The organism is Humibacter sp. (assembly GCF_035547335.1).
Classification (GTDB): domain Bacteria; phylum Actinomycetota; class Actinomycetes; order Actinomycetales; family Microbacteriaceae; genus Humibacter.
This window is the reverse complement of the sequence record NZ_DASZVF010000010.1, coordinates 61,458-82,397: the sequence shown is the minus strand read 5'-3', so window position 1 is coordinate 82,397 and position 20,940 is coordinate 61,458. Positions and strand designations below refer to the sequence as shown.

At 66.6% G+C, this 20,940-nt stretch carries 17 protein-coding genes and 1 pseudogene; 3 read left to right on the top strand and 15 right to left on the bottom strand.

Features of this window, described 5'->3' with window-relative positions; translation table 11 throughout:
• Positions 1-33: 33 nt before the first annotated feature.
• From VHB92_RS03555 to VHB92_RS03535, 5 genes are read right to left on the bottom strand one after another with little or no spacing between them, the layout of a single operon-like run.
• Positions 34-1,152, bottom strand: a complete 1,119-nt coding sequence (locus tag VHB92_RS03555; protein WP_325451449.1) for an ABC transporter ATP-binding protein — start codon at positions 1,150-1,152, stop codon at positions 34-36.
• Positions 1,149-3,221: a dipeptide/oligopeptide/nickel ABC transporter permease/ATP-binding protein gene (locus tag VHB92_RS03550; RefSeq protein WP_325451447.1), complete on the bottom strand. Its 2,073-nt coding sequence runs from the start codon at positions 3,219-3,221 to the stop codon at positions 1,149-1,151. The genes VHB92_RS03555 and VHB92_RS03550 overlap by 4 nt, the downstream gene beginning before the upstream one ends.
• Before the next feature lie 2 nt (positions 3,222-3,223).
• Positions 3,224-4,198: an ABC transporter permease gene (locus tag VHB92_RS03545; RefSeq protein WP_325451445.1), complete on the bottom strand. Its 975-nt coding sequence runs from the start codon at positions 4,196-4,198 to the stop codon at positions 3,224-3,226.
• 7 nt (positions 4,199-4,205) lie between these two features.
• Positions 4,206-4,901 carry a ThuA domain-containing protein gene (locus VHB92_RS03540; protein ID WP_325451443.1) on the bottom strand — a complete coding sequence of 232 codons (696 nt, stop codon included), beginning with the start codon at positions 4,899-4,901 and terminating at the stop codon, positions 4,206-4,208.
• Positions 4,902-4,930: 29 nt separating this feature from the next.
• Positions 4,931-6,007, bottom strand: coding sequence for a Gfo/Idh/MocA family oxidoreductase (locus VHB92_RS03535; RefSeq protein ID WP_325451441.1), 1,077 nt, complete (start codon positions 6,005-6,007; stop codon positions 4,931-4,933).
• Positions 6,008-6,241: 234 nt separating this feature from the next.
• Between VHB92_RS03535 and VHB92_RS03530 the strand changes: the two genes are divergently transcribed.
• Together VHB92_RS03530 and VHB92_RS03525 are read left to right on the top strand one after the other, a co-directional pair.
• A complete protein-coding gene (locus VHB92_RS03530) occupies positions 6,242-7,174 on the top strand; it encodes a zinc-dependent alcohol dehydrogenase (RefSeq protein ID WP_325451439.1) in 933 nt (310 codons plus the stop codon).
• A 146-nt stretch (positions 7,175-7,320) separates the two neighbouring features.
• Complete coding sequence (locus tag VHB92_RS03525; protein ID WP_325451437.1) at positions 7,321-8,718, top strand: APC family permease; 1,398 nt, start codon at positions 7,321-7,323, stop codon at positions 8,716-8,718.
• Positions 8,719-8,751: 33 nt separating this feature from the next.
• Here the strand turns inward: VHB92_RS03525 and VHB92_RS03520 are convergent, their stop codons facing one another.
• The 3 genes and pseudogenes from VHB92_RS03520 to VHB92_RS03510 all read right to left on the bottom strand — a co-directional run.
• The gene (locus VHB92_RS03520; RefSeq protein ID WP_325451435.1) at positions 8,752-10,461 is read right to left on the bottom strand and encodes a glycoside hydrolase family 9 protein; all 1,710 of its coding nucleotides are present in this window, start codon (positions 10,459-10,461) and stop codon (positions 8,752-8,754) included.
• Positions 10,462-10,644: 183 nt separating this feature from the next.
• Positions 10,645-11,160, bottom strand: a complete 516-nt coding sequence (locus tag VHB92_RS03515) for an SRPBCC domain-containing protein (RefSeq protein WP_325451516.1) — start codon at positions 11,158-11,160, stop codon at positions 10,645-10,647.
• A gap of 108 nt (positions 11,161-11,268) precedes the next feature.
• Positions 11,269-11,412 (bottom strand): annotated as a pseudogene (locus VHB92_RS03510) (ArsR/SmtB family transcription factor); the annotation flags it as partial.
• Positions 11,413-11,547: 135 nt separating this feature from the next.
• On the opposite strand from VHB92_RS03510, the gene VHB92_RS03505 reads away from it, so the two are divergent.
• Positions 11,548-12,006 carry an SRPBCC family protein gene (locus tag VHB92_RS03505; protein ID WP_325451433.1) on the top strand — a complete coding sequence of 153 codons (459 nt, stop codon included), beginning with the start codon at positions 11,548-11,550 and terminating at the stop codon, positions 12,004-12,006.
• A 176-nt stretch (positions 12,007-12,182) separates the two neighbouring features.
• On the opposite strand, the gene VHB92_RS03500 is transcribed toward VHB92_RS03505, so the two are convergent.
• The 7 genes from VHB92_RS03500 to VHB92_RS03470 form a co-directional block, all read right to left on the bottom strand.
• Complete coding sequence (locus VHB92_RS03500; RefSeq protein ID WP_325451431.1) at positions 12,183-12,470, bottom strand: hypothetical protein; 288 nt, start codon at positions 12,468-12,470, stop codon at positions 12,183-12,185.
• Positions 12,471-12,627: 157 nt separating this feature from the next.
• Positions 12,628-13,596: an alkaline phosphatase family protein gene (locus tag VHB92_RS03495; protein ID WP_325451429.1), complete on the bottom strand. Its 969-nt coding sequence runs from the start codon at positions 13,594-13,596 to the stop codon at positions 12,628-12,630.
• Between the two features lie 256 nt (positions 13,597-13,852).
• Positions 13,853-14,944 (bottom strand): mandelate racemase/muconate lactonizing enzyme family protein, encoded by a 1,092-nt coding sequence (locus tag VHB92_RS03490; RefSeq protein WP_325451427.1) that lies wholly within the window; start codon positions 14,942-14,944, stop codon positions 13,853-13,855.
• Between the two features lie 84 nt (positions 14,945-15,028).
• Positions 15,029-15,853 carry a carbohydrate ABC transporter permease gene (locus VHB92_RS03485; RefSeq protein ID WP_325451425.1) on the bottom strand — a complete coding sequence of 275 codons (825 nt, stop codon included), beginning with the start codon at positions 15,851-15,853 and terminating at the stop codon, positions 15,029-15,031.
• A complete protein-coding gene (locus tag VHB92_RS03480; RefSeq protein WP_325451423.1) occupies positions 15,850-16,776 on the bottom strand; it encodes a sugar ABC transporter permease in 927 nt (308 codons plus the stop codon). Before VHB92_RS03480 ends, VHB92_RS03485 begins: the two co-directional genes overlap by 4 nt.
• Positions 16,777-16,848: 72 nt before the next feature.
• Positions 16,849-18,168, bottom strand: coding sequence for an ABC transporter substrate-binding protein (locus VHB92_RS03475; protein WP_325451421.1), 1,320 nt, complete (start codon positions 18,166-18,168; stop codon positions 16,849-16,851).
• Positions 18,169-18,212: 44 nt separating this feature from the next.
• The gene (locus tag VHB92_RS03470) at positions 18,213-20,729 is read right to left on the bottom strand and encodes a hypothetical protein (protein ID WP_325451419.1); all 2,517 of its coding nucleotides are present in this window, start codon (positions 20,727-20,729) and stop codon (positions 18,213-18,215) included.
• Positions 20,730-20,940: the final 211 nt, after the last annotated feature.

Below are 20,940 nucleotides of genomic sequence, written 5' to 3'. Positions count from 1 at the left end.
TGAGTTCAGTTGCGTGAGTTCAGTTGCATGTGTTCAGAGCTCTCCGTCGGGCACGGGTCGTCCCGCCCGGCGGATCGCCCCTGTGCCGTGCAGCCGAGCGTTCTGCGCTCTGCCTGCCGCGGCTTCGTCGTCGTCTGCATAGAGCCAGCACCTCGCCCACTGCCCGTCGTCGACGGCGAATCTGGGCGGCGCCTCCTCGGCACAGCGCTCCATCGCGAAGGGGCAACGTGGGTGGAACCGGCATCCGCTCGGCGGGTTGATCAGGCTCGGCGGTTGGCCGATGTCGGGCACCCGGTTCTCGTCGGCGCGCGAGGGGTCGGGTGCCGACGAGATCAGGAGCTGCGTGTAGGGATGCGCGGCGTTCTGCGTGACCTGCTCCGAGCTGCCGTGCTCGACCAGCTGTCCCGCGTACATGACGGCGGTGTCCTCGGCGAAGTACCTGGCGGATGCGATGTCGTGGGTCACGTAGAGCAGGGCGACGCCGCGCTCCTCGGTCAACTTGCGGAGCAGGTTGAGCACGCCGAGGCGGATCGACACGTCGAGGCTCGACACCGGCTCGTCCGCGAGGAACACCGCCGGGTCGGCGGCGAGCGCCCTGGCGATCGAGATGCGCTGCAGCTGGCCGCCGGAGAGCTCATGCGGATACTTCTGCGTGAACTGCGCGGCAGGACGCAGGCTCACCTGCGCGAGCAGGTCGTCGATGATGGCCTTGCGACGCGCCGGCGACGCTGTCCTGTGGTGGATTCTCACGGCGCGCATCAGGGTGCGCGCGATCGTCGCCACCGGGTTGAACGACCCGAACGGGTCCTGGAGGATCAGCTGAACGCGGCTGACGTGCTCGCGGAACCGTCTCCCGCCCCTGGCGTCGACCTTCTCGCCCTTGAACAGGATCTCGCCGCGGGTGAGCGGATGCAGCGCGGCGAGAAGTCTCGCGAACGTGGACTTTCCCGATCCGGACTCGCCGACGAGCGCCGTGATCCGGCCCGCGTACAGCACGAGCGACACATCGTCGACGGCATGCACGACGCGACCCTTGCCGCGTCCGAACGGGTTGCCGCGAACGGGGAACTCCTTGGTCACGTGGCGTGCCTCGAGCACCGCGACGCCTGGCGCGGTCTCGTTGCGCACCATGCCGGTCTCGGTCGTGGTCATCGTGCCTCCTCGACCAGCCGGTGATCTTCTCGTGGCGCTCCCTCGTCCGACGGCACGCGGTCCGGCGCGGATCCATCGCCTTCGTAGAGCAGGCACGCCGCCTGCGCCTGCTGCCATTCGGCCTCGCCGGCGAGCGCGAAGAGCGGAGGGACGACGGCCGTGCATCGGTCGAACGCGAGCGGGCAGCGCGGATTGAACGCGCATCCGCTGGGCAGTCGACGCAGGTCGGGTGGCGCGCCCGGGATGCCCTCGAGCTCCCGCTTCGGGCCGGACAGCGTGGGGAACGAACCGAGGAGCCCCCCGCTGTACGGATGCCGCGGGTTGCGGTAGAACTCCTTCGCGTCGGCCAGCTCGACGACACGGCCGGCGTACATCACGGCGATCGTGTCCGACATCTCGATCAGCAGCGACAGGTCGTGCGTGATGAAGATGACCGAGAAGCCAAGTCGGTCTTTGAGCTCGATGATCTTCTCCACGACCTGACGCTGGATCACCACGTCGAGCGCCGTCGTCGGCTCGTCCATCACGATGATCTCGGGGTCGAGCGCGAGCCCGACGGCGATCATGGCGCGCTGCCGCATGCCTCCCGACAGCTCGTGCGGGTAGGCGTCGACCCGGTCCGTCTGGATGCCGACGAGATCGAGCAGCTCGAGCACTCTGGCCGCGCGCTCCCCTGCCGACATGGCGGGCCGGTGGGCCTTGATGGCGTCGTCGATCTGCGTGCCGATCCTCAGGATGGGATTCAGCGCGTGCATCGCGGACTGGAACACGATCGCGAGCTCTTCCCAGCGGAACCGCCGCAGCTCGTCCTCGTCCATGGCGAGGATGTCGATGGTGGTGCCGTCGTCGCGCTGGTAGAGCAGTTCGCCTGCACTGATCTGAGCGGGCGGTTTGTGCAGCCTGGTGATCGCGTGGGCCAGCGTCGACTTGCCTGATCCCGACTCGCCCGCGATCCCCAGCACCTCGCCGCGGCGCAACGTGAGCGAGACGCCGTTGACGGCCTTGGTGATCGATCCCTCGCCGACGTAGTCCACCTCGAGATCGTTGATCTGCAGGATGACGTCGCTCGTGCGCGTGCGCCCCTGCGAGGAGCGCGCCTCGCTCCTCCTCCTCCGCGGCGCCTTGGCGCGCGCGGCCTTCGCCTGTGCGCGCTGCGCCTTCTTCGTGCCGATGCCCGCCTGACGCAGGCGCGGGTTGATGAACTCGTCGATGCCGAAGTTGACGAGCGAGAGTCCGGTTCCCAGAAGCGCGATGGCAGCGCCGGCGGGCACGAACCACCACCACGAGTTCGTCAGCAGCGCGCTCGACACCTGCGCCCAGTACAGGATGGTTCCCCACGACCACTCCGTGACGTTGGTGAGGCCGAGGAACGCCAGGCTGGCCTGGGTGAGGATGGCGCCCGTGACGGTTCCGAGGAACGACGCGGCGATGACGGCGACCTGATTCGGGAAGATGTCGCGGAAGATGATGCTGGTCGTGCGCTCCCCCGTCGCGCGCGCGGCCTCAACGAAATCGCGTTTGCGCAGCGAGAGCGTCTGCGCCCGCAGCACTCTCGCTCCCCACGCCCATCCGGTGATCGAGATGACGAGGATGATGCCGAACGACCCCGTCTTGGGCAGGTAGGCGGCGAGGATCACCGTCAGCGGCAGCGCCGGGATCACAAGGAACACGTTGGCCAGCAGCGAAAGGATCTCGTCCGACACGCCGCCCAGGTATCCGGCGGCCAGTCCCACGACGACGGACAGCAGGGTGGCGACGACGGCGGCCAGCACGCCGACGAGCATCGACACCTGGGTGCCGTAGAGCATCTGCGAGAGGATGTCCTGCCCGGTCTGCGTGGTGCCGAGCCAGTGCTCCGGGCTGGGCGGCTGGAGCGTCGCCTTGCTCACGCCGGACGGGTCGTACGGCGCGATCCACGGTCCGATGATGGCGAGCACGCAGAAGACGCCGACGATGACGACGCCTGTGAGCGTCATGGGGCGACGGAAGGCGCGCAGCCATCCGAACCTGGACGAGCCCGTCGTGTCGGTGGATTCTGCCTCTTGAGCGGTGGCGGCGGAGATGGCCACGGTCAACCCTCCCTGGTTCGCGGGTCGAGGAACACGTACGCGAGGTCGGCGAGCATGTTCGCCACGAGCACGGTCACGGTGATGACGAGGAAGATGCCTTGCATCAACGGGTAGTCCTGGGCCTGCGCCGCCTTGAACAGCACGGTTCCGATGCCCGGGTAGTTGAACACCACCTCGGTGACGATCGACCCGCCGACGACGAAGCCGAGCGACATGGCGAAGCTGGAGAACGACGGCAGCATCGCGTTGCGGGCCGCGTACGTGAACATGATGCGGCGCTTGGGCAGGCCCTTCGCCTCCGCGAGCTTGACGTAGTCCTCGCTCAGCGTGGTGACCATCATGTTGCGCATGCCGATCAGCCATCCGCCGATCGAGGCGACCACGATGGTGAGTGCGGGGAGCACGGCGTAGTAGGTGGCCGACGAGATGAAGCCCCAGTTCAGGCCGATGGTCTCCGTCACCGAGTAGCCGCCGGACAGCGGGAACCAGTGCAGCACGATGGCGAACAGCAGCACGACGCAGATGGCGAACCAGAAGTACGGGATGGACGACAGCAGCGTCGTGATCGGAATGAGCGAGTCGAGCCAGCTGCCGCGCTTCCAGCCGACGATCATGCCGAGACCCGTGCCGATCAGGAAGCCGAGCACCGTGCAGACCGAGATGAGCACGAGCGTCCAGCCGATGCTCTGGCCGAGCACATCGGACACGCTCGTCGGGTAGTACGCATACGAGATGCCGAAGTTGCCCGTGAACACGTTGTGCCAGTAGTCCACGTACTGCTGCCACAGGCTCGCGTGGCTCTGGCCGAACAGCACCCGGAGCGCCTTCACCGCCGCCGGCGTCAGCTTGCCGTGGAACTTCTCGATCAGCGCGTCGGCCGGATCGCCCGGCATGATGCGGGGAAGGAGGAAGTTCAGGCTGATCGCCGCCCATGCGGTGACCAGATAGAAGAACCCTCGTCGGAGCAGCACCCTCATGTCTCGGTCAGTCCTCGTTCTCTCTGGCCTGCGGCAGATCGGCCGCCCAGCTCACGGCCGCGTCGATGAGCTTTCGCACGGCGGGGTTTCCCCAGGCGGCCATGTCGTGTCCGAACTGCACCCAGCACGCACTGCCACGACCCACCCGGTTCGTCGTCATGAGCGGTTCGGGGCCGTACGGCGCATCCCGCCACACGAGAGCCCGCACTCCGGGGAGCGTCGCAGTGCGGTAGTGCTCGTGACCGACCACGGCGCCGTCCACATCGGCGACGGCCGGGGCGAGCGGATGCGCGTGATCGACACGGAGCCGCACGTCACCGCTGTGCGGAAGCGGGCCGTGCGAGCGGAACACGACTCCCGCGAGACGGTCGAACGAGTCGTTCTGCGGCAGCACGCTCGAGTGGACAGAGACGAGTCCAGCCCCCGACTCGACGGCGGCTCGCAGCGCTCGCAGCGGAGCCCCGTCGATCACCACGCCGGCCGTGTACAGCACGATGAGGTCGTCGCACGACGCCTCCTCGAGCGCTGCGATCCCGATCCGCACGCGTGCGACCAGGCCGCGCGCGACGAGCAGATCCTGCAGTTCGCAACTGGCGGTGAAGAGGTCTTCGTACACGTCGTCGCCGGCGATCACGACAAGGGCGCGCTTGCGCGTTCGACGTGTCGCGGCAGCGGGAGCGACGGAGGCTGAAGTGGGGGGCATGGGGTTGTTCCGGGTAGTGGACGGACGGGTCAATACGTGGAGATGGTCTCTCCGATCGGACTCCAGTAGCCGAGGGCGACGCCCTCGGGGATGGTCGTCGCCGCGCGATCGAGCGGAAGAATCACGCGTGCTCGAGCTGCGCTGCTCTGGTACGTGGCGAAGATGAGCTCCGCCCCCGCGGCTGCGTGCCGTGCCGAGCAGACCGGTTCGCGCCCGGTCTCGAGCGCGTCGAGCGCGTCGGCGACGGCATCCGACGTCGCATCGAAGATGGCCGGATCGATGCCGTGGTCCCAGGTGCTGCTGTCTCGGTTCGTCGGCGCCTCGTAGCGTTCCGCCGACCCGCCGAAGCGCTGCACCTGGCAGCCGTCGCCGGTGACGGTGATGCGTCCGCGCGTTCCCTCGACGATGACCCCGAGCGGCACGGCGGGATGCAGCGCGGGCGACCTCGAGTCGCGGCCCGTCGTCACCGTCGCGTGCACGCCGTCGGGCCAGGTGACGGAGGTGAGCGACGCCGTCTCCATCATGGCGCCGTACACGTAGCGGTTGACGCTCACGTCCACCTGGCCGAGCACGTCGATCGGCGCCTGGTCGTCGCGATGGAACAGCAGCAGATCGACGATGTGGCTGCCCCAGTCGAGGAGATTGGGACAGTGCGCCTCGAAGGAGAGCACGTCGCCGATCGCACCGGAGCGGATGGCCTGCCTGGCGTAGCGCTGCACGGGATCGAATCGGCGCTGCAGATTGAAGGTGAGCTGCGCGCCAGCGCGTTCCGCCGCCTCGACGACGTCCAGCACGTCGCCGTAGGACAGCGCGACCGGCTTCTCGCAGTGCACCGCCTTCGTTCCCGCGGCGAGGGCTGCGAGCACGGCCGGCTTGTGCAACGCAGGAGGCGTGCAGACCGAGACGATCTGCGGATGCTCGGTCTCGAGCATCGCTTCGAAGTCACCGTACGTGCGCGGGATGCCGAAGTCCGCGGCGAGCCCCTCGCGTGCCGATTCCACAGGATCGGCGACGGCCACGAGGTCGGCGAGACGAGAGTAGGCGGCGGCATGCACTCGGGCTTGACTGCCCGCGGCGATGATCGCCGCCGTGCGTCTCGTCCGCATCCGTTTCTCCCTCGAAGTACCTATCCCAAAGCTATACCACTTTGAGCCAGCGTAAGACGAATAGGTTCCGCGAGCAAGGGCGATCTGCCCGATTCGTCCACCTTTCCACCCGCCGAGAAGCGTTCAACCCCACCCTCTGTGCTCTCGTATCGGTTTTCCGGCCGATATTCCACACATGACCACTATCGACCACTCGGTACACTGGCGAGCATCCCGCTGCCAGAGAGGACGAGAATGAAGATCAGCCGGCTCATCGCTCCGCGCACGTCCAGGGTCGAGGAGGTCCCGACGCCGCGGCCCGAACCGGGACAGGTTCTGCTCGAGGTGGTCGCCTGCGGCGTGTGCACCTCGGATCTCGACGTCTGGCGCAAGGGACCGGGCGACGGCCGGCCGACCGAACTCGGGCACGAGGTCGTCGGCAAGGTGGTCGCCGCCGGGTCCGCCGACTCCCGCTGGCGCGAGGGCGACCTCGTGACGGGGCTGGGCGGCCCGGGTTTCGCGACCCACGTGGTCACCGAGGAGCGCGTTCTCCTCCCCGTGCCACACGGCATCCGCCCTGAGCATGCGATCGCCGAGCCCATCGCCACACTCGAAGAGGCCATCGCGAGGTGCGCACCCGCTCCGGGAGCTCGGGTGGCGGTGGTGGGCCTTGGGTTCATGGGTCTCGGTCTCGTTCAACTCGCTCTCGCACGAGCCCCTCGTGAGGTCATCGGCGTCGATCCCAGTCCTGCGGCGCGGCAACGGGCGCTCGGTCTCGGCTGCTCCGTCGCGCTGCATCCCGAGGAGGTGGCCGGCTACCTCGGCAACGAAGGCGACAGCCGGGTCGACCTCGTCATCGAGGCGACAGGCGTCACGCCGGGACTGGAGACGGCGTCACCGCTCGTGGCGCCGTTCGGAACGCTCTGCGTCGTCGGCTACCACCACGCCGGAACAGCCAGGTTCGACATGGAGCTCTGGTACAAGGGAGCGACGGTCGTGAACGGCTTCTGCCCCGATCGCGGTCGCGTGATGCGCGCGATGGATGACGCGCTCGGCCTGGTCGCGCGGCGTCGCTTCAGTTACGCTCCGTTGATCACGCACAGCTTCGCGCTCGATCAGGTGGATGCGGCGTACGAGCTGATGGACGCGCGCGAAACGTCTTTCGTGAAGGGCGTCATCCTGCCGTAGGGCGACTTCGGGCAGGTCTGAAATTGGTACTTAACCATTCAAGACCAAAGGTGTACATTCTGCGGTAAGCGGTTTCCAGGGCTGCCCGCGTCGCGGCATCCGACCGCATTCATACCCGAGTGTCACCGCGATCGAAGGAGATTGTCGTGTCCGCTTCGTCCTCGCCCACTGCGCCTGCGCGGCTGAAGCGCTCGCTCGGCACGCCCTCGCTCCTCCTGTTCGGGCTCGCATACATGCTGCCGCTCGCCGTCTTCACCACCTACGGTCTCGTCACCCAGGTCACCGGAGGGCATCTCGCCGGCGCGTACTTCATCACGACCGTGGCGATGCTCTTCACCGCGTACAGCTACGCCAACATGGTGCGCGCCTATCCTGCTGCCGGCTCGGCCTACACGTACACGCAGAAGGCTTTCGGCCCGCACCTCGGCTTCCTCACCGGATGGGCTCTGCTGCTCGACTACCTCGTGCTGCCGCTGCTGAACTACCTCATCATCGGGCTCTACCTGAACCAGGCTTTCCCCGCCGTGCCCGCGTGGGTGTTCATCGTCGTGTCGGTCGTGCTCGTGACGTTGCTCAACGTCATCGGCATCACACTCGTCTCGAGTGCGAATCTCGCCCTGGTCGGCGTACAGCTGGTGTTCATCGCCGTGTTCGTGATCACCGGCATCGCTTACGCGAGCGGGCAGTCCTCCCCGCCGAACCTGCTCGATCCGTTCATCGGATCCAACTCCACGGTCGGCAATCTGATGGCGGGATCCGCCTATCTCGCGCTCGCCTTCCTCGGATTCGATGCCATCTCGACACTGTCCGAGGAGGCGAAGAACGCGCGGCGCTCCATTCCCAGGGCCATCGTGCTCTGCACGCTCATCGGCGGCCTCATCTTCATCGTAATCTCCTACGTCGCCGGCATCGTCTTCCCCGACTACGCGCACTTCAAGGATGCCGACACGGCGTCTCTCGAGGTCATGACGCGGATCGGCGGAGCGGCGCTCTACGCGTTCTTCACCGCTGCCTACATCGCGGGCAGCTTCGCTTCCGTCATCACGTCGCAGGCGAGCGTCTCGCGCATCCTGTACGCGATGGGCAGGGATGGACAGCTGCCTCGCCGCGTCTTCGCAGCCGTCCACGCAAGGTTCAAGACGCCGTGGCTCGGCATCATCATCGTCGGGATCGTCGGGCTGCTGGGCGCCGTCTTCCTGGGTCTGGACTTCGTCGCGTCGATCATCAACTTCGGCGCCCTTGTGGCGTTCAGCTTCGTCAACCTCTCGGTGATCAAGCACTTCATCATCGACCGCAAAGAGCGCGGCACCGCCGCCGTGCTCAAGTACGCGGTCGCTCCGGGCCTCGGATTCGCCATGACCGCATGGCTGTGGACGAGCCTGTCGGGCACGGCGCTGATCACCGGCATCGTCTGGGTGGCGATCGGGCTCGTCATCCTGCTCGTCCTGACCAAGGGCTTCCGCCGCCGGCCGCCCGTGATGGACTTCAGCGAGGACGACCCGGCCCCGCTGCTCGAGGTGAAGACGCCAGAGCCCAGCGCCTGAACGGCATCCGGCCGGCTGCCAGGACGGGACCGCCTAGCGTGCAGTGCACACTGCGAGCAGGAACCACGCGCTGTGCGGTATCCACTGCTCGGCCCAGCGCCACTCCTCGCCGTCGCCGGCCTCCTCGGGCAGGAACGCGATGTCGTTCTCGTCAGACGGATGCGACGTGACGCCGTTCACGATGGCGCCGGGGCTGTTCTGATAGGCGCCGAGGTACTCGACGTTGCCGCGTCCTCTGCCCTGCAGCATGCACGAGTCGAACGGGTTCAGACCACCAACCCACGCGAGGCAATCGGCGGCCAGCACCGAAAGGCGTTCGCCGAGCTCGGCGCCGCACTCCGGCAGCTCTGAGACCAGACTCGCGGCGACCGCGACCGAACCGAGATTGGCGTTCTCGCCCTGCCACCAGTAGCCCGTCTCGTTGTCGTGCGGAAAGAAGAATGCGTTCCGCGGGGCGTCGGAGTGCTCGTCCTGCACAAGCTGGATCGGGTATCCGAACGGATTCGGCACGGCATCGGTTCGCTCGGCGACGGCGGCCATGATCGCAACGGCGAGCGCCCGCGCGACCGGCGCAAGCGGATCGTCGGGTGCGACCGTGGCGAATCGCACCAGCGCGATGGTAGGCAGCCCCGACTCGGCCGCATGGAAGTAGGGACGCCCGAGCCGGTCGCCGACCAGGTGGCCGATGCCATCGGATCCCTGCACCCATCGGCCGCGCAGCCGCTCGACCCGCCCGCGCGCCGCGTCGAGGAACCGCTCGCCTCCACCGGCGGCCACAAGCTCCGATGCGGCGAGAAGCGCGCAGTAGTCGTCGATGATCGACTCCGCGCCGTCGAACAGGTATTCCGTGTTGTGCTCTTCGAGGTGGTCGAAGGCCTGCTGCGCCGCATCCAGATACTCGTGCGAAGCGTGCTCGCCGTGGTCGTCCTGAGTGGATGCTCGCGCGAGAGCCGCGATGGCGAGTCCGCCGCCGTGCCGGAACGCCGCCTGCCACCGCTGCGTGCGAACGCTGTCCTGCAGCGGAGCCGTGATCACGCGCTCGTTCAGGTCTTTGGTGAGCGCGTCGAAGATCGCCGTGTAGAAGTAGCCGTCGGGCGACCGGAACCGCATGAGGAAGTCGGCTCCGAAAAGGCCCTCGTCACGCAGGCGCGCGTGTTGCGACGTCACGAATCCCGGATGCCGCCGCGCGAGCTCGTCCCGCGCAGCGAACATGGCCCACGCGCAGAGCGGGATCTGCTGCGGACTCATCATCCGCGTGTACGTGAGGTGGCTGAGGAACTTGCTGTAGTCGCCGGAGGCGTCGAGCCAGCCGCCGCGAGCGTCCACCTCGGCTCCGCTGTCGTCGCCGTAGAAGCGGGCGTGGGCATCCTTGCGATCGATCTCGCCCGACGAGCGGGCGGACCGGAACGCCGCGGTGATGTCGGCGACGGCGACGCGGGGCAGCCGATCGGGAGCGATCACGACGGGTGCCGTCACCGTCCCGTCCCCGACCCGCACCTGCAACTCGTGCACGCCGGGCTCATCCACCTGCGACAGGTCGATCCTCGAGTACAAGACGGGTCCCCATCCGTCTACGCGCTCCGGTTCGCACACCTCCAGGGGCAGCGCACGGTCGCCCATCCGCAGGACTGCCGACCGCACCGAAGTCCCCGAGACGGCAGCGACGATGGCGGCCTTGGGCGCGTGAGCGTTGTAGCCGAGATGGTCGACCAGCACGATCGGGTCCTCGCCGACGGGCTTCATGCGACTACCGGACCATAGCAAGACCACATGGAACCAAACGTACAGGTGCGACGCTCGTCCGTCATCTCGCCTGGGGTGGGGCGCCGTGCCGCTGCTTCAGGTTCGTGGCTGTATGGACTCGAGCGCGCCAGGTGAGGAGTCCGGAATCGATGCGCGAGCCAGGTCCGTTGTCGAGCCCGCCTGTCATCCGCGGTTACCTGACATGAGCTCTTCCAGTTTGTCGAGCTGTTGCGACCAGCCGGCCCTGAGTCCTGCAATCATCGGGGCCGCGCCTGCAACCCCTCCGCTCGCACGGATGGTCAGGCGAACGAAGGAGTCGGCCTCGCCTTCGATGCGAGCGTCCAACTCGACCCGCACTGCGGTTCGGCCCTGATGGTCCAAGGGCGAGAGCTCGAACGACAGCCTCCTCCCCGGATCGACTGCACTGACCGAGCCCGCCGAAACATACTCGGTCCCGTCGCCTTCCCGGATCACGAGTTCGACGTGACCTGCCGGGTTCGGGTCGATCGAGCATCGGACCACGTCGAAATGACGCGGTGCCCACCATTGCGCGGCAAGCTGCGAATCGGTCCACGCCCGCCACACCGCGTCGGGCGGTGCGGGGATCCGCCGGTCGAGCTCGATCTGGGCCGCCAGAGGATCTCCTCCTGCCGTGCGAGCTTCGGCATCGGCGACGCTCGCAGCGTAGTCGCGCAGCACCGCGTCATCCTCCGTTTCCGTGGCAAGCCCGTCGAACCATGCTCCGAGCCGACGCAGCGTGTCACGGTCGAGCCTCGCCAGCCGGCGACGCCCCAGCCGTTGCACCCGGACGACTCCCGCTGCCTCCAGCGCCTGCACGTGCTTCGTCGTCTGCGGCTGAAGCGTTCCCAGCTCAACTGCCAATTCGCCGACCGTGCGCGGCCCGGCCGCGAGCAGGACGATGATGCGGAACCGGGTCGGCTCTCCGATCACCGCAAGCAGCTGCTGCACGTCCACGCCGCTCCTCCTCGCAATCCTTGACACATTCGTCTAGACGAATATAACGTGACCATCATGACTTCGCCGGCAAGACCCGTTGATCCAGGAACAAGCTCGTCAGGAGACATCATGAAGACCATCGAACGTACCGTGTCCGCCGCCCCGAACCAGGTCTGGAACCTCTGGACCACGCCGGACGGCGTCTCACAATGGTGGGCCCCCGACGGGTTCCGCACCGATGTGAACCGCCTCGATCTACGCCCAGGTGGTGAGCTGATCTACACGATGACCGCCGAGGCGCCGGAGCAGGTGGCGTTCCTCGAACAGAACGGTCTGCCTCTCAGCACAGAATCTCGCAAGGTCTTCACGGAACTGCGCGAGCCGACACGAATCGCCTATCTATCGGTGATCGACTTCGTACCCGATCACGAGCCGTACGAGCAACTCACCGTCGTCGACCTCGAGCCGACGGCTGACGGCACCCGGATCGTCATGCAGGTCGAGGAGATGCACGACGAGATCTGGACCGAGCGCCTGCTTGCCGGCCGTGCCAACGAGCTCGAGAACCTCGGCCGCCTCGTGGGCTGAGACGCCGCCGGACCGAACTCCGTCATCCCTTCACGCCGGTCTGCGCCAGCCCCTCCACGAACTGTCGCTGGGCGATGATGAACACGACCAGAACGGGCACCGCCGTCATCGTCGCCGCGGCCAGCTGCACGTTCCACATCGGTCCGCTGTACGGGTCGACGTAGTGCGTCAGCGCCTCAGGCAGCGTGAACAGCCCCGATCAGCACGATCACGAACAGCAGGATCGCCAGCGTCGATCCGTAGCCGAAGTTGTGGAACTGGAACGCCTGCTGGAACAGGTAGTAGACGAGCACGGTCGTCGAGATGCCAGGTCCACCCTTGGTGAGCACCGCGATCTGCGCGAAGACCTGCAGCGATCCGACGATCGTGATGATGACCGTCAAGAGGATGGTCGGTGAGATGAGCGGCAGCGTGATCCTGCCGAAGTGAGCGTGCGCGCGAGAATTGAATAGACGTGAGGTCATGCGCGTTAGCAACTAGACCACGCGGGTCGCACTTCGGACCGGCCGATGCACGGTCGGACAGGCCGGCACACGTCCGGACGGCCGCTAGGCGGAGGAGCGCTTGCACCCATCGGGCACGGCGGACGACGAGCCGAGGTCGACGCCGTGCGGCCTACGGCTAACCCGGCGGCTGGTCCAGGAGCTGTGTCATGGGCTCGGCCCTGGCATCGTTCGCCGTCAGCGGGGCCAGCCCTAAGGCATCCTCGACGGTCCTCAGAAGCGAGTAGTGCGTGAACGACGTGCTCACGACGGCGTGCGGCCGTGCCGCCGGGCCGGCGAACACACAGGCGACCAGATTGCTGTCGGAGTCCCCTTCGTCGAAGGTCACGACCAGAAGGGAGCGCTGCGCGGCGAACGCCGGTGAGTCGAGGATCTTGGGCACGTTGGTGGCGAGCCAGGCATCCCCGGTGGCCACCGAGCAGTTGTGCATGTCGTCGCACAGGTTCGGGCTGACGAACGAGAAGTCGGGCAGGGCGCCGGATGTCGACAGGTCGGATTTCAGCCGATCGAACGGCACGTCGTGGGCTCTGCAGTAGGAAGAGTCGCGCGTCACGCTCGGAAAGTAGAGGAAGGGGTTGTGCCGCACGACGTACAGCCCGGCATCGGACGCCGTGCACGGCGCCGGCATGCTCTCGGCGTACATCTTCCAGGTCAGTCCGCCGCGGTCGAGCTCCTCGGCGAGATTGTGTCCGGTGGCCAGGCAGCCCGGCCCCGGCGCGCAGTCCGCGGTGATGCCGGCCGTCGATCCGGCGGTGAGAGCGAGGTAGTTGGGAAGACTCGGATGCGTGATCGCGGAGTAGTGGCTCGCCCGGGCACCGGCCTGCGCCAAGGCGTTGAGATAGGGCGCGTCAGGATTGCCGATCACGGATGTCGACGGCTTGTTCTCGTCCATGATCACGACGACGTGCTGAAGGCGCGGCGTCCGCGCCTGACCCACGTCCGCCGGCGCAGACGCGCTGGCCGAAGGGACGCCGGCACCGGTCGTCCCGGGTCCGGATCCGCTGGGGCCGGGCGCACACCCGGCGAGCGCGAGCACCACCGATCCGGTCAGGATGACGGCGGCGATGACCTTGGCGCGGATGCTCACCTGACGGAGGTGCCCCGCTCGCACGGTGAACGGTCATACCGCTTTCTCGTGCCATCGGCGAGGAGCGCACGCCAGCCGGATGCCACAGGGAGCGGAAGGGACACGCGCGCGATCATCGGCCCTCCTGGCTCTCGGAAACGGTGGACGCTCTCGTAGAGATTGCTCCACTCGAGAGTCGACCGCCTACCCTAAGGCTCCTCTAAGCGCCGCACCCTGTGTGCTTCACTCCGTCAGGTCGACCTCGCGAACCTCGCGCTCACGCACTCGTCATGACCGTCGCGGAACGAAGGAACTCGGGATCGATCTCGATCCCCCAGCCCGGTTCCGTCGGAAGCGCCACCTCGCCATCCACGACCTCCAGCAGAGATGCGTAGATCCCCTGCGTCCACGACGGCTTCTCCGCACTCCACTCCTGGAACTGGCTGCACGACGGCATTGCCACCGCCAGGTGCAGGCTGAACACCTGCAGTAACGAGTGGTTCGCGCAATGCGGCGTGCACGGTATGCCGGCCGCCTCCGCCATGATCGCGACCTTGCGAGCGCGAGACACACCTCCGATGTATCCCACGTCGGGCTGGACGATGTCGACGGCCCGCATCGCGAGCATCCGCCGGAACTGCGAAAGCGAGTAATCCTGCTCACCGCCCGAGACCGGGATGTCGAGCGTGGCGGTGACATGCGCCGTGCCCTCGATGTCGGTGTACGGCAGCGGCTCCTCGAAGTGGAAGTATCCGTAGTCCTCCAGCATCCGTCCCACGCGCACGGCGCGGCCGATGGAGAACCCGCCGTTCGCATCGGCGCTGAGCTCGATGTCGTCGCCGAGCACGTCTCGCATGACGGGGATGATCGCTTCTGTTCGTCCTGGCCACTTGTCGACATCCGCCCCCATCTCGAGGCCGACCCGAGTCTTCACGGCCCGGAACCCCTTGTCGGCGATCTGTTCCGCGATCCGCGCCGCCTCCTCCTCGGGCGTGGTCGTGCGGATCATGCTCGACAGGTACATCGGAACGCTCGTTCGGGCCGCGCCACCGAGGAGCCTGTACACCGGCTGGCCGGAGGCCTTGCCGAGGGCATCCCACAGAGCCGTGTCCACGCCGCCGATGGCGCGGTGCAGGAATCCGCCGAGGAACTTGTAGTGCGTACGCAGCGTGCGGTTCACCAGCGCCTCGACATCCCACGGCTCCCGCCCCAGGAACAGCGGCGCCACCATCGTGTGCAGCACCTGTTCGGTCAGTGCGGCCTCGTAGGGAGCCGTCTGTCCCCATCCCTGCAGGCCGTCGTCGGTGGTCACCCGCACGAGCAGAACCTGGTCGCGGAGGAACGTCTCGATCCGATCGATCCTGGTCATCGTGTGTGCTCCTCCGATTCGCGGTTCTCGTCCGTCATCGCCAGCTCCGTCCCGCCCAGCCCTGTCACGCTCAGCTCCGTCATCTCAGCCCTTCAATCCGCTGCCGAAGCTCTTGATCATGTAGCGCTGGAACACGAAGAACAGCAGCAGAACAGGGAGGCTCGCCATCACGAGGCCGGCGAACACCTTGCCCCAGTCCGCGCCGTACTCTCCGACGAAGCCGTAGATGCGCACCGGAATGGTCACCAGATCCGTTCCACCCAGGTAGAGCAGCGGCGTGAAGAACTCGTTCCACACGCCGATGCCGTCGAGGATCACGACGGTGCCGGTCACCGGCAGGAGCAAGGGGATGAGCACGCGCCAGAAGATCTGGAACGAGCTCGCCCCGTCCACCCGGGCCGCTTCCTCGTACTCGGCCGGGATCTGCCTGATGAACCCGGTGTAGAGGATGATCGTGAGCGGCAGGTGGACGCCAGCGCTGATCAGGATGATCGCCAGCGGATTCCCCGTGAGCCCGATGCTCGACATGATCCGGTACAGCGGCAGCAGCCCGATCTGGAACGGCACCATCATGCCCGCGGCGATGATCGCGTACCACCTCATGCCTGCCGCTCCGCGCGAACGTGCGAAGTAGTAGCTGCCTGCGGCTCCGCAGATGACGAGAAGCGCGACGGAGGTCACCGTGATGGCGATGCTCACGATGAACGCCGAGCCCAGCTGGCCCTCGGTCCAGGCCCCGGTGAAATTGTCGAGGTTGAACGAGGTGGGCACGCCCATCGGGTTCTGCGCGACCTCGGGGGCCGTACGGAAGCCGACCGAGATCAGCATCCACAGCGGGAAGGCGAAGGCGGCCGTGACGAGGACCATCACGATCTCGAGGAGGAACGTTCTCCAGGTGTAGCGATTCATGCTGCGTTCCGATCGCGGAAGAGGCGCATCTGCGCGAAAGAGATGACGGCCGTGAGAACGAACACGATGACGCCGAGCGCGATGCCCGAGCTGAAGTGGTTGAACTGGAAGGCCTCGAAGTACAGCAGGGTCGACAGGGTCTGCGTCGAGTAGCCTGGCCCGCCCTGGGTCGTCGCCATCACCTGGTCGAACAGCTTGAACGACATGATCAGCGACAGGGTGATGTTGATCACGAGCGGCGTGCGCAACAGGGGCCACGTGACGTGCACGAATCTCTTCCACACCCCGGCGCCGTCGAGGGCGGCTGCCTCGTTGATCTCCTCGGGGATGCCCTGCATGCCGGCCAGGAAGATCACCATCGAGTAGCCGGCGTGCTGCCAGATCACGACGACCATGACGCCCCAGATCGCGGTCGCCGGATCACCGAGCACGTTGAGATTGTGGATGCCGACGACCTCGGCCAGCCGCGCGATCGGGCCGTTCGGAATGAAGAGGAACTGCCACAGGTAGCCGACGATGATCGGCGTCATCACCACGGGAGCGAACAGGAACGTCCGCAGCACGTTCCTCGACTTGATGCGGCTGTTCACGCCTGCCGCCAGAGCAAGGCCGATGGCGTTCTGGGCGACCGTGATCACCAACGCCATGAGCAGCGTGTTGCCGAGCGCCTGAATGGTCTCGGGGGTCTTGAACAGTTGGATGAAGTTGTCGAGGCCGACGAAGACCGGGGCCGCGCTGATACCGTCCCAGTTCGTGAAGGCGTAGTAGACGCCGAGGACCGTCGGTATCGCAACGATGGCGGTGAAGAACGCGAAGGCGGGGACGGCGAACCACGGCGGCGTTCCGAACCCCTTCGCCCGAACGGGGCGGGTGGCGGTGCGCTGCGCCGGCGGAGTGGGCGGCGCCTGCGTGAGAGTGGTCATGGGAGGGCTCCTTCTCTTGAAGGGATGGCCCCGCTCAGCAGCGCGAGCGGGGCCATCCCGACCATGGTCGGATCACTTGCCGCCGAAGGACTTCTGCACTGCCTTCAGCACACCGTCGACCGTCTCGTTTCCGTTCAACAGGTTCTGGCACTCCGCGATGATCGTCTGCTTGACCTCGGGGTTCGGCCAGAGCGCCGTCGGGAACAGCAGCACCTTGCCCTCCTTGTAGAGCTTTCCGGCGCCCGTGAGTTCGGCGGGGACCTTCACGTCTTTGTTCACGGTGTACGGGAACCCGAAGTTGGCCTGCGCGTCCAGCGCCTGGCGCTGGGGCGTCCCCATGTAGTTCACGAGGGCCTCAGCCGCCGCCTTGTTCTTCGACGAAGCCGAGACACCCCACGCGCTGCCGGGGTTCGCCGTCAGCACGAGATCGCTGGCCTTCTCGGTCGCCGGCAGCGTGGCGAAGTCGATCTTCATGTCGGGAGCCAGCGCCCTGAGGGCGGGCAGCCCGGCACTGATCAGGTAGGTTCCGACAGCCTTCCCGCTCGCGACCATCTGCTTCACCGCATCTTCGGAGTAGCCGGTGACGTTGTCCTGGAAGCAGCCGGCCTTGATCATCGTCTGGTACTCATCGAGCGCTTTCGAAAGCGACTGGTTCCACACCTTCGAATCGGTCCAGGTCTCCTCGCCCTTGCCGAGCTTGGTGAGGTAGTTCGGGTCTTTGGTGTAGGCGATCGAGTTGGCCAGTTGCGCAGGGATGCCGTACGCGAGGTATCCGGTCTGAGCGCCCAGGGCGATCAGCACCAGGCCCTTCTTGCGCACTGCCTTGCAGGTGTTGATGAGGCCCGAGAAGGTGGTCGGCGGTGTGATGCCGAGCTCCTTCATCTTGTCCTTGTTGTAGAAGAAGCCGTAGGGGTTCTGGACGGTGGTGAGGCCATAGACCTTGCCGTTCAGGCTGACCAGTGTCTTCGCGGCGGGATCCATGCTCTTGGCCCACGGCTGGTTGCTCAGGTTCACGAGCTTGCCTGCGCCACCGAGGATCTGAGCCGCCATCGCATTGCCGGAACCGGTCCAGATGAAGATGACGTCGGGGCCCTGACCGGAGTCGAGCTGTGCGCGGATCTGTGCCTGATAGGTGTTCGACGTCGATTGCACATCCCGGATCTTCAGGCCGGGATTCATCGCTCCGAACTTCTTGAGCGTGTCATCCGTGAACGGGTTCCCCGACAGGTACGACACGGTGAGATCGCCGCTGAGCGAGCTCGAGCTCTTGACCGGGTCGGACGACGTGCTCTTCGAGGATGGGCTGCTGGCGCAGCCTGCGAAAGTGAGAGCGATCACCGCACTGACGGCAATGCCGGCCAGAGTGCGGATGGCGCCTTTCTTGTGGAACATCTTCATTCCATTTCTCTTGGGGGGTGATGTTGACGCGAAGGGCGTCACGCAGTGGACACGACCCGATACGGCCTGCCGCAGAGGTTGTCTCCTAGACCAGGCAGGTTCACCGGCGGCGACCCGGGCAGTCGCACAGTGACGTACCACTGCAACGGATATGCCGAGAAGGCCTCGGCGGGGATGACGACGCCGACCCTGCCTTCTGAGCTGGTCGCCGTGGTGGTCGCCCACTGTGCGCCCTGGTTGAGCGGGCGTACGTGGAAGGTGACCGCACCGTCGTCGGGGAGCCCGCAGGCTTGCAGCCGGAAATCACCCGACGGATCCAGCCGAGACTCCGAGAGCGAGATCCGCACGGGCGGCAGATCGACAACCGCAGGGTCCGGTGCGGGGCCCTCGATCCGCGCTGCCCGAATGGCCTGCAACTCGATCAGTTCCTCATCGAGCTGCATTAGTCGGTCTCGCCAGTGCCCGCGCTCGGTAGGCCTGTCGCCGAAACCGAGATCGCGGAAGTAGATGCCGTCGGCCTCGTCGACGATGACGCTCAGAGCGTCGCGCGCGGCCTGGAGCTGCTCGATCGCCGCTTCGAGATGGGAGCCGCCGGCGCCGCGCTGGAAGAGCTCGAAATGCACTCCCGCCCGCAGCCGACGCGCGAACATCCGTCCGAGGTGCGCCACGATGTGCACGTCGAGGGCCACTCGCCTGCGTTGCGGGGCATCATCGCCGAGTGGATCGATCGAGGCCGCCGCTTCGAGCGCTTCATCGGCCAGTCCATCGATGGTGTCTGCCACCACCCGCGGCGTGATGCGCCCCGAGGGGGCTCCTTCGAGGAGACCCTCGACGAATTGCCTGGTGGTCTCGAAGAGCTCTGGATCGAACGGGCTCGCTGCCGCCCAATCGAACGGCTCAGGCATGTCGAACGCGTAGGAGTTGTCCGGTTTCGCCAGCAGCGGGAGGTTGGTGGGAACCTCCGGCCAGTAGTAGTTGCACGACGCGCTGAGGCCGAGCGCCACGGTCGTGAGGGGCAGGATGCGACTGGAAGCGGAGAGGGCTCGTTCGACCGCTTCGCCGACAGTGCCGCGCAGATAGCGACGCCACTCCTCGGGATCGGCGCCCGGGTTGTAGAGCAACCGGCCCCAGATCCGATAGGTGTAGGCGTACTTGCGCCAGTCGTCGCGCGAGGACTGATGGAGCTGCTCGTCGACATACAGGTCACGGGGCCCGTGGCCGGAGTTCTTGCGCCCGCGGAAGGTCAACGGCTCGCACAGCTCGACGCCCAGCGCGCCGCCGATCGTGCTCTCCCGCCCGTAACCCGCGAAGAGTTCCGGATCGGCCCAGAGCAAGAAGCGCTGAGTACCCGGCCACAACCGGAAGATCACATCGGTGTCGCGAGCACTGGCAAGAAAGTCGCCGTAGCCGTATCGCGTGAACCGTCGGGTGTTCCTCGTCACGCCTGCGAGGTCATCGGTGTCGGCAGGACGAGCCCGCTCGAGATCCCTCACACGCGCCTGGTGATAGGGCAGACCCTGGTGCTCGGCCCAGTACTTGGGCGAGAGGCTGACCTGATCGAGAGTGGAACGTGCCGCCTGCAGCAAGGGAGCGTCGACGCCCTTGGCGTGCATGTCGAGCTTGACGGGTCGGCCGCAGGATGCCATGCCGGCGAACACGGTCGTCCAGAAGCCGGTGCGGAGGGCCTCGTGCACACCGCCCTCGTAGTGCACCCGGAATGTGACGCCGGCGATGTTCGGGCACTCGCGGAGGATCACCGACAACGCCTGCGCGGCGTAGTCCGCTGTGTCGGAATCGGCCAGGCCGCGGATCGGGTACTTGAGGTTCTCGTTCGCTTCGAGCTCGGGTTGCACGGCGTGGTTCCACAGACCGAGGAAGAACTCCATGCCCCGCTCCGCCGCGGCATCGCTCGCGAACCGCAGTGCCTCCAGGTTGCGGGCGCGTTCCTGGGCGTCGACGCCCACGGCGCGCACGTCCCACCCCGGAAGGTCGACCAGGAACGGGTAGGCGAACCCGAAGTAGTTGTCGTACACGCCGGGGTCGTGCGAGTAGTTGTACGTCATCCCCAGTGCCAACTGCACGCGGTTGATCCGATGCGCGGCGAGATGGTCGAGATAGGCGGTCCAGAACTCACGGTCCCGGTACCAGTCGAGGTCGAGCGCATCGCTGGAGAAAGCCCTGAGGACCGAGCGCACAGGCGTCGCGGGCGCGAACTCCGCGTCGTGGAGGTCGAGCAGTTCCTGCGCCGGATCGACCGCGAACAGAATGCGGTCGGCGAGTTCCGTGATGCCGTAGGCGACTCCACGCGCGGCACCCCGGACCGTGATGCCATCGGCGGTGCGAGCAAGCTGGAACGCCTCCTCGTTCACCACGTCGGCCGCCGGCACCGCTTGGAGCTCGACGACGGCACGTGCCCTTGCCTCGTCGGCGACCAGAGCGCCTCCGCGTTCCTGCACAGCGCGTCGCAGTTGCTCGATGGCCCAGGGCAGTGGCGACTCGTCCGCGCCCGCTCCTCGGATGCGGACAGCGACCGAGAGGGAGGTCGCGTCGTTCACGACCCCGTCCTCACGTGATCCGAATACGGGAGATCGACGGCTAGGCGCCAGTTCGCCCGACTTCTCCGGAGACTCACCATCGACCTTCCGACCTCCTCGCCACGTCGGCTCACCCGAGCCATGGGAACCGACCATACATGAGCTATCCACCATTTGGAAAGTACTTTTCACTTTCGCAACAACAATGGGTATCCGGTGGAAGCCGAGACCG